The following is a 17468-nucleotide window of genomic DNA, read 5'->3' as shown; positions in this document are numbered from 1 at the left end:
GAGGAGGTGCCGGCACGATGTCGCAATTGCGGCCCGAACTGTTGCTGCAGGCTTATGCCATCGGTGTCTTTCCGATGGCGGAAAGCCATGACGATGCCCGCACCTTCTTCGTTGATCCGGAAAAGCGCGGCGTTCTGCCTCTCAACACCTTTCATGTGTCGCGCAGCCTCCGCAAGGAGGTAAAGCGGCGGCGTTTCGACATCCGGTGCGATACGAATTTCAAAGCTGTCCTCGAGGGCTGCGCGGAACCGAGGGACGAGCGTCCCGACACCTGGATCAACGACGAAATCTTCAAGCTTTACATGTCGCTTCATGAGATGGGTTACGGGCACAGCGTGGAATGCTGGCACGACGGAAAGCTCGTCGGCGGACTCTACGGGGTAGCTTTGGGGGCCGCTTTTTTCGGCGAAAGCATGTTCAGCCGGGAGCCGAACGCAAGCAAGGTCGCGCTTGTTCATCTGGTTGCCCGGCTCAAGGCGTCCGGCTTCACTCTGCTGGACAGCCAGTTCATCACCGACCATCTGGCACAATTCGGAGCCGTCGAGATTCCGCGTCAGAGTTACCGCGACCAGCTCGCCGAAGCCATCAAGATTCCGGCCGAATTTTACTCGGGGTTTGATGACTGGCCGTTCGTCGAAGAACTTCTGCAGTCAAGAAGCCAGACATCGTAGACCGGATGCTCGACCGCATTCAGTGCGGGACTTGAAGAGAACATCCAGCCCGAGAACAAGCGGATCAGCTCTTCATCGGGTTTCTGCTCGTCTATCTCGAGGAAGGCGGCGTTTTCCGGTGTTTCGGTCGGCGGACGCTTGCGGCAGGCACGCGGCGTAATGGAGAACGTCCCGAAGGTCGCCGTCTCACCGACCTCTGCCTCAAAGGTGGAAATCCGCGCCGTGATCTTGTCCAGCCCCTGCATGACTGCCACCGGAAGCTCGATCCAGCCCGGCTCGGGAGCGGGCGTCTGAGCACCGGCGCCAACAGACCGGGCGATCAGAAAAACCGCCAGCCCGATAAAGACAAACTTCGACAGTCGCATGGGAGCGGTCCCAACCAGTTTCGCCCTACTATTCCTTCTTAGCGGAAGAACCGGCCGAAAATATGAACTTGCCGAGAAGTTGAACGATATCGACGGGGTCCTGCGTATATTCGATAGTACCGCCATCCTTGATGAGATCCGGATCGCCACCCGGAATGATCTCCAGAAAGCTCCCGCCGAGCAGGCCTTCATTCGAGATTGCGGCCGCACTGTCAGCCGGCAGTTCAATATCGTCGCGGATATTCATTGTCACTTTGGCCAGGAAGGATTTTGGATCCAGTTCCTGGCTGACAATGGTACCGACCTTGATCCCGCTCATCCGGACATCACCGCCGACGGCAAGGCCCGAAACCTTGTTGAAGTTTGCCGTCACGATATAGCCGCCACGCGTGTTGAGATCGGCCGAAATATAGGCGAACACGGTGAATATGCCGGCAACCAGCAACACTACGGCGCCAATAACCGTTTCGATCGTATTGCGTTTCATGAGACCTCAACAGGTTGAACCAGGCGACGTCGGAACGACGCCTTCGCACAGCCGGGAACCGTCAGTTTGGCGTCCAGGCTTCATAATCTCCGGTAGCCGCGTCACGCTTACCGCCCTCGAGGACATGCCCCGGTGGACGGTAGGCGTACCGGGTGCCCGTAAGGTTGGGCAGATGTTCTTTCTGCCATTCAAACTCATGCTCGGCTTCCAGCGGCGCTTCGGCTGTGTAGTGCAACCAAGCATGCCATTCCGCCGGAACCTTCGAGGCTTCGACGATGCCGTTATAAATCACCCAGCGCTTCCGCTTGTAGCCAGCAGCCGGTTCGGACTTGTGCTCGTAGTAGCGATTGCCGAACTGGTCCTGGCCGACCTCGCGACCGTGAAGCCATGTGTAAATTGACGTGCCGATGTTCATCGACCAACCACCTTGTCACCTGCATCAATACGTTGGCGGAATATGTCATTCCCACGCCGCGCAGTCCAGTCGGACGCGCATCGGCTCATTCCGCGTTGACTTCCGGAATTTCGATGCCGAGCATCTCCGCCGTCGTCTTGCCGGCCGCAAGCTGCGCCAGCATATCCGTTTCCTTGCGGACATGTGCCTCACCGGCTTCCAGAATCGCGGCCGCCTGGCCCAACGGCACGACGGTCACGCCGTCCGCATCGCCGAGGATGAGATCGCCCGTCATCACCGGAACGCCGCCGCAGGAAATCGGACCGTCGATCGATCCGCCGAACCCCTTGTGCGGCCCGGCCGGAACAGACGCCGAGGCGAAGACCGGGATATCTCCCGCACGGAGTTCCGCCACATCCCGTGCGGCTCCGTCTATGACGAATCCGGCGACCCCCTTGTGCTTCGCTGCGGTGACGAGGATTTCCCCGATGATGGCGACATCCGGATTGCCACCGGCATCGATCACGATGATCTCTCCCTGCCGCATCAGCGGAATAGCCGCATGAACGCAGGCATTGTCGCCGGCCATGACCCGAATGGTCCGGGCATGTCCGATGATTCGCATGTCCGGATGCAGGGGCGAGACCCGTCCCGCCATGCTCGCCGTCCGGTTCAGACAATCTCCGGCGACCGCTGGCGGCACGCCTTTCCAGCGCTCCAGCGCCGCTGCATCGAGCGCCTTATAGTCGCCCTTGTATCTGATGATCGCCATTGGTCCGCTCCCATATGTTTTTTTGTCGTTACTACCCTTCACCCGACAGAACGCCGGGTCAGGGCTGTCAGAAGTCCAGCGCCAATCATTGCACTTCCGCCAAGCCTGTTCACTATCCGGAGCGCCCGCGGACTGGAAAACCGATTCCGCATCGTCCCGGCCATAACCGCCCAGAAGACCGCGTTCAATGCACCGAGAATCACGAAGGTCGCAATGAGGATGAAGCATTGCATCACGATGGGACGCGATGGATCGACGAATTGCGGCACGAAAGCCACGAAGAAAACGATACCCTTGGGATTGAGCGCCGTCACCACAAAGGCATTGCTGAACATCCTGAGTTTGTCGCGTCGCCCTGTCCCGACCGGTACCGACGCAAGTTCGGGCTTGCTCCGCCATAGCTGGATACCGAGCCAGACGAGATAGCCTGCTCCAGCCAATTTCATCACGGTGAAGAGATCGGCGGATGCGGCCAGAACAACACCCGCGCCGAGCAGCGATACCGTCATTGCCAACAAATCTCCGAGCGCAACGCCCGGCACCGTCGCCCAGCCCGATTCCCGCCCGCGTGCCATCGCGTAGCTCGCAACCAGCATCACGGTCGGCCCCGGTATCGCCAGCATAAAAGCCGAGGCTGCTGTGAATGCGAGCCAGAGCGCCAGGTCCATATTATTTCTCCCACGCGAAATCTCTGAAAGTCGGCACCGCCGATGCCACCAAGAGAGCCACAGCACCGGAACCCCAGGCAAGACCTGCTTTTCCATGTATCGGCGGACGCTCGCATTACGAGGCAACAGTGCGGAAAACTACTAGATGTAGATTTAATGACATTTCGGCGCACAAAATATGTTGATTCGGAAAACCGAAAACGGCATTATTCAGGTCGATGGCTTGGCACGGGCCTCCTAATGGAAATGCGGAGCTTGACCGCAAGATCAAGACTTCGGATCGCCGGATTGCGAAGCGCAACCCGCAACCCCCCACGCAACCCTTAATTCACCTAAATGAATTGGTGAATTTACTCTTATTTTATTTCCATTTTACTTTAAACATCGCCGCGGGCAGGCAATTTTCGCAGAATTCCGCGCCTATCGAACCGCATTCATTTTTTCCACTCTTCCGGTTCATTTATCATTGCTTCCCGGAAGCCAAATCCGGTATCGTCTCAACCCTTGGCCACTAGATCTTGTGGCATCAGCGCTCAAGCCACTGACCAAAACGGAACGGGGGAGTTCCAAGTATGAGAATCGAACGCCGGTTTACGGACGCTAAAAAGGGTCCTTATGCAGGTATTGAATTTCGGAAAACCAGCAGCGAAATCCGCAATCCGGATGGGTCTGTGGTGTTCCAGAATGCCGATATTGAAGTCCCGGCCGATTGGTCGCAGGTGGCTTGCGACATCCTCGCACAGAAATATTTCCGCAAGGCGGGCATCCCGGCGCGCCTGAAGCCGTTCGAAGAGAACGATGTTCCTTCATGGCTTTGGCGCATGACCCCGGACAAGGACGCCATCGCAGCCCTGCCGGAAGACGAGCGCACGGTTGGCGAAAGCAGCGCCAAGCAGGTTTTCAACCGGCTGGCCGGCACCTGGACATACTGGGGCTGGAAAGGCGGCTACTTCGACGCTGAGGCCGACGCCAAGACCTATTACGAAGAAATGTGCCATATGCTTTGCCGGCAGATGGCCGCCCCGAACTCCCCCCAATGGTTCAACACCGGCCTGCACTGGGCTTACGGCGTCGACGGTCCCGCACAGGGCCATCATTATGTCGACTACAAGACCGGCAAGTTGACCCGTTCCAAGTCGGCATACGAGCATCCCCAGCCCCATGCCTGCTTCATCCAGGGCGTCAGCGACGATCTGGTGAATGACGGTGGCATCATGGACCTCTGGGTCCGTGAGGCCCGGCTCTTCAAATATGGCTCCGGCACCGGCTCAAACTTCTCCCGCCTGCGCGGCGAAGGCGAGTCCCTCTCCGGCGGAGGCAGGTCTTCCGGCCTGATGAGCTTCCTGAAGATCGGCGACCGGGCGGCCGGCGCCATCAAGTCCGGCGGCACCACCCGCCGTGCGGCGAAGATGGTTACCGTCGACATCGATCACCCGGACATCGAGAAATACATCGACTGGAAGGTTCGCGAAGAGCAGAAGGTCGCTGCCCTGGTCTCCGGCTCCAAGCTGGCCCAGAAGCATCTCAAAGAAGTCATGGCTGCCTGCCGCGATGTCGACGGTGTCGAGGGCGCTGCCCGCTTCGATCCGAAGCAGAACCGTGCCCTGAAGAAAGCCATCATCGGCGGCCGCAAGGCGATGATCCCGGAGAACTACATCCAGCGGGTCATCCAGTTCGCCGAGCAGGGCTTCACCGAAATCGACTTCCCGACCTACGACACCGACTGGGACAGCGAAGCCTATCTCACCGTCTCCGGTCAGAATTCGAACAACTCCATCCGGGTCAGCAATGACTTCCTGGAAGCTGTTGCCGAAGGCAAGAACTGGGATCTGATCCGCCGTACCGACGGCAAGGTCTCCGAGTCGGTCAATGCAGCCGAGCTGTGGGACAAGGTCTCCAACGCGGCCTGGGCCTGCGCCGATCCGGGGATCCAGTACGACACCACGATCAACGAGTGGCACACTTGCCCCGCTTCGGGACGGATCAATGCATCCAACCCGTGCTCCGAATACATGTTCCTCGACGATACGGCCTGCAACCTCGCATCGATGAACCTGATGCAGTTCCGGCATGAGGATGGCAGCTTCGACATCGAAGCATTCGAGCACGCCACCCGGATCTGGACCATCACGCTGGAAATCTCCGTGCTGATGGCGCAGTTCCCGTCCAAGGAAATCGCCAAACTATCTTACGACTTCCGCACCCTCGGCCTCGGCTTCGCCAACATCGGCGGCCTGCTGATGGCCAGCGGCTTCTCCTATGACAGCGACGAAGGCCGTGAGCTGTGCGGCGGCATCAGCGCTCTGATGACCGGCATTGCCTACAAGACCTCGGCCGAAATGGCCGGCGAGTTGGGCACGTTCCCCGAATACAAGCCGAACGCCGAACATATGCTACGGGTCATCCGCAACCACCGCCGCGCCGCCTATGGTGAGGACGAGGGATATGAGGATCTGTCGATCCAGCCGGTGCCTCTGAACGCTCTGAACAGTCCGAACCGTGAGCTGAACGCGGCTGCTATCGCTGCCTGGGACGCGGCTCTGGAACTCGGCCAGGAGCACGGCTACCGCAATGCCCAGACCACGGTGATTGCACCGACCGGCACCATCGGTCTGGTGATGGATTGCGACACCACGGGCATCGAGCCTGACTTCGCTCTGGTGAAGTTCAAGAAGCTGGCCGGCGGCGGTTACTTCAAGATCATCAACCGGATCGTGCCGGAAGCCCTCAGCAACCTTGGCTATTCGGAAGAGCAGATCGAAGAGATCATCCGCTATGCCGTCGGCCACGGCACGCTCGAAGGCGCCACGGGTATCAACCCGGAAAGCCTGAAGGCAAAAGGCTTCGGCGATGCCCAGGTGAAAGTGATCCAGGATGCGGTGGCCAGCGCCTTCGACATCAAGTTCGCTTTCAACAAGTGGACCCTCGGCGAGGATTTCTGCCGTGATACGCTCGGCTTCACCGACGATCAGCTGAACGATCTCTCCTTCGACATGCTGCTGTCTCTCGGCTTCACCAAAAAGCAGGTCGAGGAAGCCAACACCTATGTCTGCGGTGCGATGACGCTGGAAGGCGCGCCGTATCTGAAGGACGAGCATCTGCCGGTGTTCGACTGCGCCAACCCGTGCGGCCGGACCGGCAAGCGGTTCCTCTCCACCGAGAGCCACATCCGCATGATGGCGGCCTCCCAGCCGTTCATCACCGGTGCAATCTCCAAGACCATCAACATGCCGAACGCGGCGACGGTCCAGGATTGTTCGGACGCCTACATCCTTTCCTGGAAGCTCGGCATCAAGGCCAACGCGCTCTATCGCGACGGCTCCAAACTGAGCCAGCCGCTCTCCTCCTCCCTCGTTGACGATGAGGACGAGGACGAGATGGAAGACCTGATGGAAGCACCGATCGCCGCAAAGGCGCCGGTTGTCGCCGAACGGATCGTCGAGCGCATCATCGAACGGGCCGCGGAACGTGAGCGTCTGCCGCATCGCCGCAAGGGCTACACCCAGAAGGCCAATGTCGGCGGCCACAAGGTGTACCTCCGGACCGGCGAATACGAGGAAGGCAAACTCGGCGAGATCTTCATCGACATGCACAAGGAAGGCGCCGCTTTCCGCTCGCTGATGAACAACTTCGCCATCGCCGTCTCCATCGGCCTGCAATATGGCGTGCCGCTTGAGGAATATGTCGACGCCTTCACCTTCACGCGGTTCGAGCCGCAGGGCATGGTGACAGGCAACGACGCCATCAAGATGGCGACCTCCATCCTCGACTACATCTTCCGTGAGCTGGCGATCTCCTATCTCGACCGGCACGATCTCAGCCATGTCGATACCAGCGACCTGATGCCGGATGCAATCGGCGGCGGCGACGACGAGAACGCCGTCGACAAGGCCAAGGCCCAGCTCATGGAGCAGGTCGGCACCATCACCAGCCGCGGTTATGTCCGCAAGAACCTGGTGGTGCTGCAGGGTGGTCAGTCGAACCAGATGAAGGCCACCGGTACGGACCATGCCCAGCCGGTCATGGCAACGACAGCCGCGCAGACGGCGACTGTGACGACAACGGTGCAGAAGAGCGCATCGGTTACCGTCTCCGAAAGCGTGATGGATGCTACCGACGCAAAGTTGAACCGGATCCGTGAGGCCCGCATCAAGGGCTATGAGGGCGAAAGCTGCGGCGAATGCGGCAACTTCACCCTGGTCCGCAACGGCACCTGCCTGAAGTGCGACACCTGCGGCGGAACGTCCGGCTGCAGCTAATGGGACTCTAGCTAAAAATGTAAACCTACAGTACCTTATCCGCCGCTTTTTCTTGGCAGAATCTCGGGTTCTAAACTTTACAAATCGGATTTTTGGTTCACCATCCGATTTAGCGAGTTTAGGACCCAATTCTTTTGTAAAGAAAAGAGCCGAGAATGAAGCGCTATGGCCTTCGCCGTTTCATCGATTCTCGGGGTGAGGAAACCTATGTGTTGATGGAGCCGGTCGGTCTGCCGTCCTACTGGCCCAACTATTATGTGATTAGCAGCCTTCGCAGTCAGGGCCTGTCGCCTAAGACGATCAGAAATCACCTCATCGCTATTGCCCGGGCATCGGACTGGATGTTCGCGATGGAGGGAACTGATTTCAGCACCCGGATGATGACCGGCGAGCCGCTCTCATATGACGAAGCCGAAGCGTTAGGCGACTTTCTTAGGCTTACCGCGCAAGCCCAGAACACCGAATTGACAATGATGGCCGAGGCAAGAAAGAAGCCTCTTCGACCAAATGTCATTGGCCTTGAAGCAGCGCGGCCAAACCGCCGCAGAACCAATCGGGAACGACATGAAGAGATTCAGGATGAAGGCTATGCGGCAGCACTTCGGAATACGGCTTCCTTCCTCGAATGGACATACAATGCACGCAAGACGCCGATCCGCTTCAAGGATTTTGGCTCTGACCGGCGGATATTCGCCGAGGAAGGACTGAAACGTCTAAAATCTTTCATCCCCCGATTGACTGACAAAGGTGATCAAGACGAATCCTTGGAGGGGTTATCTCGCCAATTTGTTCAGATCATTGAAGATATTGTAACCCCATGTAGCGCTGATAATCCCTGGAAAGATGCGTTTGTCAGAGACAGGAATTATCTGATTTGGAAACTGTTTCTGGAAACTGGGGGACGCCGTGCCGAGGTCCACAATATCCTCGTCGCCAATCTCCAGCTCTCCGGCGCAAACGTTTCTTTTCACGTCTCAAAAACCCTACGCCGAACTGTACCATTCAGGCCCGCCACAAGAATATTGATCGACGAGTTCATCACGCAACACTGGTCAAAGCTGCCTAAATGGGCCCGTAAGAAAGGCTACCTGTTTACGGGTCGAGACGGCCGGCAATTGTCCGAACGCCAGGTAAACCGCATCTTTGAAGATATACGGGCGAGCAGCGCTGCAATCCCCAAATACTTGACGCCCCATACAATGCGGCGGACTTGGAATGAGTTCCTCTCTGAGATGCTGGATGCATCAAAAGAAGCTCCAGACTCGGAGATGGAACGCAAAATTCGAAATAGGCTGATGGGATGGAGTGAGGCCAGCACATCTGCAGACAAGTACTTGCGCCGCCACACTCGGAAAAAAGCTGACGAAATTGCCGAGAAACTTTTTGATGAGATCGAGACCGTCACAAATCCAAAATCTGAAATTGAGATAGCTAATGACGATTAGGATTGAAAACTTCCAACTTTCGGCACGAGAATACTATTCGGATCATAATTGGCTCGAAGGGCAAGAAATTCGTCTACAAGATGGGAAATTGATTCGACTCATACCGGGGACGAGAACGCTGATTCCAGCAGTGCATGGCCGCAAAGGATTCCGATCAGACCTGCGCTTCATTAAAGACAAAACATTATTGTCAGATATTACATTCAAGATACTTACAGAAACTCTTATATATTTCTCTATTGACTACGCAAGAAATATACATCGGACCGTGACTTCTGCTTTTATGGACAAGCATTTTATCATTTACCATCCAATCACCCTTCATCAAATCGAGAAATGGTCTCATCACACCTCATTATCGTATTGGCCATTTCTGAAATTTTACCTTTATCAACTCTCACAAACGAATGACGAACGGATGGTTGACGAGGAAGTTCGCGCATTCATCCTTGACCCAGAAATCCAAGAACTGAATGACAATGGCGACGGCCCATACTTCGCGCTTTTAACCAACGATCCTGATCGAGGAGCCCTTACAGAACAAGAACTTAAGAGCATCCAGAACGGGGTGAATAAAGCCTATATTGGCGGAGCCATTAGCTTCAGGGAGTACGCTATCACGTGGTTTCAAGTAGGCACGGGCGTGCGGCCCATTCAGACGGTACGAATGAGAAATAAGCACGTCCAAATCGAAGATGGGCCGGCAGGAATTGCTCGAGAGGTAACACTTCTGATACCACTGGCCAAGAATAGAGGAGGCAAAAGCTCTGGCCATATCCGTCGCCGGGCCCCTTCAGTCTTGGCCGACATACTAATTCGGTATCAGAACTCAAAAGGATCGCCGGATCCGGACGACAGCCTCTTTGATTTTGACGTATCAGATGATCTCAACATTCTCCTTAACTATGTATTCTCGAAAATCGAAACTTACTCAGATCGGACTAAGGGTCCGATTCACATTACCCCATATAGGTTTCGCTACACACTCGCGACCAGGGCTATCGCCCAAGGCGCAACGGATGCGCAGGTAGCCCGTCTTCTGACCCATAAAAACACGAACTCAATAAAACACTACAGGGCATCACTGGCGAGCTTGCAGATGCCAATCAACGAAGCAATCGGCGAAGAAATGGATTTCTTTGCCGGGGTCTTTAGCGGCGGGATTATCAATGACTTCGACGAGGCGACAAACAGCGGGAACTACAACAGGCTGATCCGTGACTTTGAAAGGATGACCGGGAAGAAAATCGGAGCCTGTGGCGCCAAGACTGATTGCTACCTTGATGCACCGCGAGCCTGTCTGACCTGCTTTTTATTCGAGCCCTTTATCGATGCAGATTGGGATTATCTTGAGAATGAAATCCGAGTTGATCTCAATGGTGAGACAGAACCTAAAATCAAACAGATTCACCTCGATCAATTTAACGCCGTACAGGCTATCAAGAACGCCTGCATCGCAAAGCTAAAACTCCATGAGGAATCGCCGATGTGACCGCCACCATCGTACCGTTCATCCCCAAGAATAATCGTCCGGACGGTTCTCCAAGCACCTTGCAACAGGCATATTTGCAGGCTGCGCGCCGAAATATGGCCGATTTCATTGCCCACCAGCAACAGCACAGCCCTTTCATGGCGATGCTTGGTATCGACTGGGATGCTTCAAAATGGGTCTTCGACAGCGTTCGCGGCTCGACATCCAAAACTTCATGCAATTTTGCAACGAAGCCGCACAGCAAAGAGCCGTTCCCCTATCCGTTCCTAGATCAGGCGAAAGCTATAGTCGCTGAACTTTATCGCAAGAGTTCCAATTCCGAGCCTTCAAAGATTGTCAGAGCTCTCCGAACCATTTACGCGGCCCTAATCCACACAGGTAAACAACCGGATCTAACCTTGGTCGACCAAACCGTCATCGACCAGCTCAGTGAGTATATCGAGCGCGGAGGGCGCGGTGGTTGGTGGCAACAGGGTCAACACCTCGGAACCGTCATAAACTCCGTTTTAAAATATCATTCGTTGACTGAGTTTGATGTCTCTTTCAACAATCCATACAGGTACAAAGACTCAATTAGCCGTGAAAATCTTTTGGTCAGTGAAAAGCAGTCTGAACAATTCAAAGATGAAAAGACACGAAAAGATAAACTTCCAGATCTCAATGCCATTTTAGACATCGCCTCTCTCTTCAATCGCCACGGCGGCCTGTTGCACCACTACAATACGATTTACTCATGTTTCGTTGCTCTCGGAATGTTCGCTCCTTCACGCCAAGCCGAAATCACGACCTTGCCGATAGACTGCGTTACAGCCTCAGCTGACGAGACTCACGCCCCGCCCCGGATGGGCCTGAGATGGCGCCCGGCAAAGGGGGGCCTCGCGATCACCAAGTTCGCCGTTGGCTCGGGAGCAAACCCCGAGTGGGAATCCGTCGCGACGGAGGCTGTATATCGGCTGAAAATCATGGGGCGGAGTGCCCGGCAGGCTGCAAAATGGTACTCTGAAAACCCTAGTCAACTATATCTACCATCTGGTACTGAACATCTGCGCGGGCAAGCTCTGACCTGGCCAGAAATAGCGGGAATTCTCGACTGGGATCCAGTAGATAAGCCGAATTTCCGTACTGCCTTCCGCATGTCGAAAGCACTCGAAAAAGTCGGCGAGACCAATGCCCCCCGACGCATGGGTGAACTGAAGAAGGTCATCCGTGAGGTTGGCCATGCTTGGACATACACATACCAATCGGTCCTCGACCTTGCCAAACAGCGCGTGTTTGCCAAAAACATCAGGCAAGGCCCAAATAACGCTCGAATGAGGGCATGGTTCGAGGCACATCCAAACCAACTAGAGCTGCCGGAAGATCTCGCGCACCTGCATGGTCAGCCCATTACACGTGATGAGGTGATTCGCCTGCTCAATGCCTACAGCGACTATGCCCCGATGAGGCATTTCAGCCAGAGGTACACGAAGGCGCTGGTTCGTTCTGGGACCACTACGGATCCAGAGAGAGTAAGACGGAAAGAGTATGATCAGGCAGCCCAGTCGAATGAGACCCGAGCGACCTATTCTCAAAATAGTATTCGAGAATATATTCTGGGTCACATCGCAGAGTATCCTGGCCCGCTGCCGGCGAATCTCCAATTGCTGGCCGACTGGTTTGTAAGCAGCCCCGACAAGCTTTATCTACCTGAGAGACTTAAGCACCTTGATGACCAGCCATTAACGTTAGCCGAAGCGTTTTCTATCATCGGACTTACTGAAAAAGACCTGACCAAGCCGAAATCTATTCGTTACATCACGACCGACGAATTGAAGGCAATTGGGCAAACTAAGGCACCGGATCGCGGAACGTTTGGAAAGTCGTACTTGATAACATATAGCTTTGAAAGCCTTGAAACTCTTGTCCTGCGGAAGTTGCAGGACCAGTTCCCGATCATAGATCCAGAGACCGAGCTACCCTTTTCTGAAGCCCTTTTTTGTCTTGGTTACAACGCACAGATTGCCGACAAAGCGACACTCTGGAATGTGCCTTTTTGGGTCAATTATAATTCGATCATTACCGCCCTCTCGGGCCAGGAAAAAGGGAATCAGGAAGCTAAGACGATCTTCTCCAGGAACGAGCTGCTGAACTCTCGTACCGGGAAGCCTTGGAAATTAAAGACCCACCAGATGCGTCACCTGCTCAACACACTCGCCCAAGGGAAGTACCTTTCCCAAGCACTCATCGCGTTCTGGTCGGGTCGCAAGAGCATTGGTCAGAACGCAGCATACGATCACCTTCCTCAAGAAGCGGTAATCGAAGCTTGGCAAGCTCTGGACAAGAAATCCGGTATGACGCTTAACGTCACCGGCCCACTCGCAGAAAAAGCACAACAGCGATCAATCAATGAAGTAATCACATATGACGAAGCCCTGAAGCTAGAACTGGGATCCATACACGTCACCAGCAAAGGGCTGTGCCGCCACAATTTTGCGCTTACCCCATGTCCCAAAGATAAAGACTGCGATAATTGTGGAGAGAGCATGCCAATCGCCCACGACGATCGGTTCGTCGCTGAGACGAAAAAGGGAATTCGTCTACATCGGAATGCCTTGGAGAACTCACTGAAAGCTCAGGCGGAAGGAGAGCCCGGAATTGAACGCTGGATCTCCAAACATGAGCGAAAACTGAGGCGATTACAGCTCAAGCTAGAGCTCATGACAGATCCTGACACACCACCCGGAACGATCATCTCTATGCCGCCGCCAGAGAGAGATCAAACGAGGTCCGGACTGGTGATGGATGAGGTCTCCGCGAATACGACACAAGATTTCGGGCTGAGATCAGATCAAGGTGCATCACCTGTCCAGTTAGAACTCGATGCAATGTTCGACGATAGCTGAGTTTCCCGATGCGAAAGCAGAAACTCTCAGACACTCAAGTGGATCAAGCCGTTCAAATCCTTGACGGCTGGAATGAGAAGCTGACCTGGAACGCTTACCTAGAGGTCCTTGCTAAGGTCACCGGCATTTCCATCACGCGTCAGGGCATTCGCCAATACCCCCGAATAACCGACAGCTTTGACCAGACCAAGACACGCGTCGCAGTTCAGCGTCAGGCAATTGGGGCAAAAGCCGGGATCGTCCGTCATGGCGACATGGCGTTGGCCTATGAGGTCCAGAAAAACAAGACGCTACAAGCGAAGGTCGAACGACTAGAGAGAGAAAACAAAGACCTGCTTGAACAGTTTTTGCGCTGGCAATACAACGCCCAGGCAAATGGATTGAGCCCAGAATTGCTCAATCGACCATTGCCTGCACGGAAAACGCATCTTGATCGTCAGACAAACAAGAAGCGTGAACCGCGAAAGCAGAATGACGCTTAGTCGCAAAAGAATCTAATCAATGGCCGCGGCCGGGTGACGAACCAGCCAATACCGCATTCTCTTGCTTGCAAAGGCGAGAAGCAACCTACGCGTCCGGCCTGCTCCACCTTGCACTGAGGATTCGAACGCTGACAATGCGGTCCGTAAACGGGCGATGAGTGTCCGCTCTGGGTGGGAAGCGGACGTTCGTTCGGACGTCCAATGCCTCGAATGTGCCAAAATCGGCCGACTGGAAATCGGCCTGGGTCGCCAGTGCCTTTTACAAATGAACGGTTGTGCCGTTTCGCTGCAGAACCTTGACGGCCTTTGCCATATCCGGGTGCTCGATGTCGATTGTGTTCGCGAGGTCTGCAAACATCTGCGTCGCGCTGCCTCCCGCGCTTGTAAATTCAAGCATTTCTCCTCCCTCCGCACCAAACCGGAACGCGTGAACCGTCCCGCCGGGCACATGCACTAGCGCGCCGGCAGCGCAGGATTCGGTCTTGTCGCCGCAGGATACTTCGACACTGCCGGACAAGATGAAAAAAGTTTCGTCCCAAGGGTGGCTGTGTGGCGGCGGCCCCATTCCTTCCATGCCTTTTTGAAGCGTGATTTCGTAAGCGCCGGTGGCGGCGTTGGTGGCAAGAATAGACACGTCCACACCAAGCACGTTAAGCGGCTGCGATCGTTCCGAAGCGTGTAGAACAATGGGAGTAGGTGCCATTGGGAATCTCCTCTGTTGATAAATGACCTTCGCCCTAGAAGCGACAGATGCAATTCTATGTGTTATTAAATGAAATCAAATAGTCAAATGTGAGACTTTACGTCCCGTTTTACAGGACTTTAAGATGAACGACCTCAAGGCCATGCGCACTTTCGTTGAGGTGGCGCGACAGGGCAGTTTCGCGGCAGCGGCTAAAGCACTCGGCCTTTCCACCTCGTCTACGAGCCGGCTTGTCATCAATCTTGAGGAATGGCTTGGCGTGCAGTTGATAAGGCGTTCGCCGCGTCAAGTCGTTTTGACCGAGGCGGGAACAAGGTTCCTTGAACGCTGCACTGAAATTGTGAACGCAACGGACGACCTTAAGCATGAGGCCCAGGGCCTCCAAGAAAGGCCTGCGGGTGTCCTTAATATTGCTGCTGCCGCACATCCCATGCGGCGGCTGATCGCGCCGTTGGTTCCAATTTTCCTTCAACGCTATCCCGAAATTAGCTTAAACATTCGCCTGCAGAACGAACAGATCGACCTGCTCGCCGAGGGCATCGACGTCGCCATTCGGATCGGCCATTTGTCGGATAGTTCTCTCATCGTGCGGAAGTGTGGAGAGGTCGTCGTGCATCTGACCGCGAGTCCAGAATTTATCGCCCAGCACGGGATGCCGCCCTCTATCGATAGGGTGCGGGACTATCCGTGTTTGAGTGATATGGCGCCATCCTACGGCCGTCGTTGGCCGATTGGACAAGGTGGTGAATTCGAGGGGCCGGTAACCGTCAATGACGGGGAGATTGTGCATCAAATGACTCTGGCGGGACTGGGTATCTCCCTCCTGCCAGACTTTTTCGTTAGAGATGACATCGTAGCTGGACGCCTAGTGGACCTTTTCCCAGAAGAGATCAATTTTAGGTTTGGAATGTACCTAATTTATTCGGCGACACGAAATGTCACGCCGGCCGTACGGGCTTTCGTGGATTTTATAGCAGCAAGTCTGTGAACGTTGAGATGGTGTGCGAGGCGTTGCCGAAACGGTCCGGCCAATCTTCCGCAACGGGTGGACAATTGCCATCGATCGTTTGAAATAGGGAATCCTAAATCCCCACAGACCCTAATGCCGCAGCTTTTCACGCCGCCGTGGCCTGTCCGGCGCACTTCCCTGTCACTCGCCTGTAGAAGCATGGCGGCACCATGACTTGGTGCCAGCTTCCTGATCGGCTGTCTCCGCTTTTTCGCAGCGCCGACCGCATCTTCGGCATCATCGCGCTAACCGTCGCTCCAAGACGGAGCGCCGTTCGCGCCGGCGCCCCCCTGCTCATGCCGCCAGTCTCGATAGAAGGGCTGCAGCTCCTCCGGAAGACTTGCTTCAAACGCGACATCAAGGGGAAACTGCCGCATGTGAGTGCTGACCGCATCGAGAAGCGCCGCCCCCTGAATAGCGTCCTTTTTCCGTTTCAGGGGATTTCGCTTCTCTTGCGCTGCCATCCAGAGCTTCTGGAGCGCGAACCAGCGGGGATCGGGCGCAACGATGCGCGCTGGTGAGCCGTCCCGGCCGAGAACGACGTGGGAGACCCGCATACCCGGGAGCAGCCATTCCTGCTCCGGCAGCGGGATCGGCTTTGGCTTGTCCAGCCGGTGCATGGTTTTGATCCGGGATTCCGCGCTCAGCAGCTCAAATTCGTAGGCCGAGGAGTTGCGTGCCTGGAACGGTCGCTCCGAATTTATAGTATAGGTCCCGTCGACGGCCTTGAGCATGGTCCATACGGTAGCGGTCTTGTTCGGTAGAGGCGGCTCGGCGCCGTCATAGGACCAAGCCATGTCGAAATCGTCCGTTTCGTCCGGCACCTGGTCGAAACGTCCGCCGGCCTCGAGCGCGTAAGCGGGCATGGCATTGGTCCCGACCACGATTAGATGCGATCCAAGTAAGCGGCGGCGGTCCGCTTCCCGGAGGATCTTCGCCGCCTCGCTCGCGATCATCGGTAGGCGCAGGGCCCGGTAGAGACGACAGGTTTCCTGCAGCCTTGCCGCGCTGACTTTCGCGCGTTCGCTCAGCGAGTCTTTTTCCTTGCGATACCGCTTGTAACGCTCTTCGGTTTCAGGGGAACGGGGACCCAGGCTTTTACCGTTCCCCTGTCGGTCCGCGGTCTCGTAAAGATAGTCGCGTCCGGACACCGTTTTCCACTTCATCCCATAGGGCAGCGTAAAGAGGGATCGCTGTGTCTCGATCCAGACATCGTAATGCTGTTCAAGATTCGCGGCGACGCGGAGCTGCTCGTCGGAGAAGGTTAATATGTTTGTCGCCATGAGGATTTATCCCGCAAAATCAGGAATTACGCATTTTGCGGGATAAATCGTTTTTATGCAAATAGTTGGATTTTGTTGCAGCGTCGACGACCTGTGAGCCGCTCCTGCGCACATCTATGAGCCTAAAGGGGCAAGCCTTCCCCCTAGTCGGAGCCGAAGTCTCCTCCCCGCACCCCCGAATGAGTGAGCGGCCGCCATCCGAAGCCGCATAGTCCGTAATACAGCCGGTCGCGTGGCTTCAATTGTCTGACCGCTTTGGTCGCCTGTTGCCAAGATGAGCGCGAAGGCATTGAATCCCGTGACAGGAGGGAAGGAGCATTCTTTTGAGAGGATGCGACGATGCTTACTGACCCTGATGGTTTTGAAAGATCCCCACTGCGTACCCCCTGGAACAAGGGAAGACTGGTCAGCCAGAAGCGGCCGCTCAAGCCGAAGGATGTCTGGTCAATCCGGGTGAGGCTTGAGATAGCGGGGAGCCTGCGGGTTGATGATATTCTTTCCGACGGCCGTATTCGCGAGCGCACGACAGTTGTTCAACAGAAGACCGCACGTCCTG

General features: G+C 55.6%; 14 protein-coding genes. 7 read left to right on the top strand and 7 right to left on the bottom strand.

What is annotated here, in order from left to right; genetic code table 11:
• The first annotated feature begins 17 nt into the window (after positions 1–17).
• Positions 18–671 carry a leucyl/phenylalanyl-tRNA--protein transferase gene (gene aat / locus VOI22_RS01115; protein WP_323794763.1) on the top strand — a complete coding sequence of 218 codons (654 nt, stop codon included), beginning with the start codon at positions 18–20 and terminating at the stop codon, positions 669–671.
• Here the strand turns inward: aat and VOI22_RS01110 are convergent.
• The 5 genes from VOI22_RS01110 to VOI22_RS01090 form a co-directional block, all read right to left on the bottom strand.
• Complete coding sequence (locus VOI22_RS01110) at positions 605–1036, bottom strand: DUF2155 domain-containing protein (RefSeq protein ID WP_323794762.1); 432 nt, start codon at positions 1034–1036, stop codon at positions 605–607. The genes aat and VOI22_RS01110 overlap by 67 nt on opposite strands.
• A 28-nt stretch (positions 1037–1064) precedes the next feature.
• Complete coding sequence (gene mlaD, locus VOI22_RS01105; RefSeq protein WP_323794761.1) at positions 1065–1523, bottom strand: outer membrane lipid asymmetry maintenance protein MlaD; 459 nt, start codon at positions 1521–1523, stop codon at positions 1065–1067.
• 61 nt (positions 1524–1584) lie between these two features.
• Positions 1585–1938: an NADH:ubiquinone oxidoreductase subunit NDUFA12 gene (locus VOI22_RS01100; protein WP_323794760.1), complete on the bottom strand. Its 354-nt coding sequence runs from the start codon at positions 1936–1938 to the stop codon at positions 1585–1587.
• Positions 1939–2023: 85 nt separating this feature from the next.
• Positions 2024–2689 (bottom strand): RraA family protein, encoded by a 666-nt coding sequence (locus tag VOI22_RS01095; RefSeq protein WP_323794759.1) that lies wholly within the window; start codon positions 2687–2689, stop codon positions 2024–2026.
• 38 nt (positions 2690–2727) lie between these two features.
• The gene (locus VOI22_RS01090; protein ID WP_323794758.1) at positions 2728–3357 is read right to left on the bottom strand and encodes a LysE family translocator; all 630 of its coding nucleotides are present in this window, start codon (positions 3355–3357) and stop codon (positions 2728–2730) included.
• Positions 3358–3929: 572 nt separating this feature from the next.
• Between VOI22_RS01090 and VOI22_RS01085 the strand changes: the two genes are divergently transcribed.
• From VOI22_RS01085 to VOI22_RS01065, 5 genes are all read left to right on the top strand, one after another.
• Complete coding sequence (locus VOI22_RS01085) at positions 3930–7616, top strand: vitamin B12-dependent ribonucleotide reductase (RefSeq protein WP_323794757.1); 3687 nt, start codon at positions 3930–3932, stop codon at positions 7614–7616.
• Positions 7617–7771: 155 nt separating this feature from the next.
• The gene (locus VOI22_RS01080; protein WP_323794756.1) at positions 7772–9061 is read left to right on the top strand and encodes a site-specific integrase; all 1290 of its coding nucleotides are present in this window, start codon (positions 7772–7774) and stop codon (positions 9059–9061) included.
• The gene (locus tag VOI22_RS01075) at positions 9051–10553 is read left to right on the top strand and encodes a site-specific integrase (protein WP_323794755.1); all 1503 of its coding nucleotides are present in this window, start codon (positions 9051–9053) and stop codon (positions 10551–10553) included. The genes VOI22_RS01080 and VOI22_RS01075 overlap by 11 nt, the downstream gene beginning before the upstream one ends.
• Positions 10550–13435 carry a hypothetical protein gene (locus tag VOI22_RS01070; protein WP_323794754.1) on the top strand — a complete coding sequence of 962 codons (2886 nt, stop codon included), beginning with the start codon at positions 10550–10552 and terminating at the stop codon, positions 13433–13435. The genes VOI22_RS01075 and VOI22_RS01070 overlap by 4 nt, the downstream gene beginning before the upstream one ends.
• An 8-nt stretch (positions 13436–13443) precedes the next feature.
• Positions 13444–13917: a hypothetical protein gene (locus VOI22_RS01065; RefSeq protein ID WP_323794753.1), complete on the top strand. Its 474-nt coding sequence runs from the start codon at positions 13444–13446 to the stop codon at positions 13915–13917.
• 259 nt (positions 13918–14176) lie between these two features.
• Here VOI22_RS01065 and VOI22_RS01060 read toward each other — a convergent pair whose 3' ends face one another.
• Positions 14177–14566, bottom strand: a complete 390-nt coding sequence (locus VOI22_RS01060) for a cupin domain-containing protein (RefSeq protein ID WP_323794752.1) — start codon at positions 14564–14566, stop codon at positions 14177–14179.
• Between the two features lie 178 nt (positions 14567–14744).
• Between VOI22_RS01060 and VOI22_RS01055 the strand changes: the two genes are divergently transcribed.
• Complete coding sequence (locus VOI22_RS01055; protein ID WP_323794751.1) at positions 14745–15608, top strand: LysR family transcriptional regulator; 864 nt, start codon at positions 14745–14747, stop codon at positions 15606–15608.
• Positions 15609–15874: 266 nt separating this feature from the next.
• Here VOI22_RS01055 and VOI22_RS01050 read toward each other — a convergent pair whose 3' ends face one another.
• On the bottom strand, positions 15875–16912 hold the full coding sequence (locus tag VOI22_RS01050; RefSeq protein WP_323794750.1) for a GSU2403 family nucleotidyltransferase fold protein: 1038 nt from the start codon (positions 16910–16912) through the stop codon (positions 15875–15877).
• Positions 16913–17468: the final 556 nt, after the last annotated feature.

The organism is Nisaea sp. (assembly GCF_034670185.1).
GTDB lineage: Bacteria > Pseudomonadota > Alphaproteobacteria > Thalassobaculales > Thalassobaculaceae > Nisaea.
This window is presented reverse-complemented; position numbering and strand designations above follow the sequence as displayed.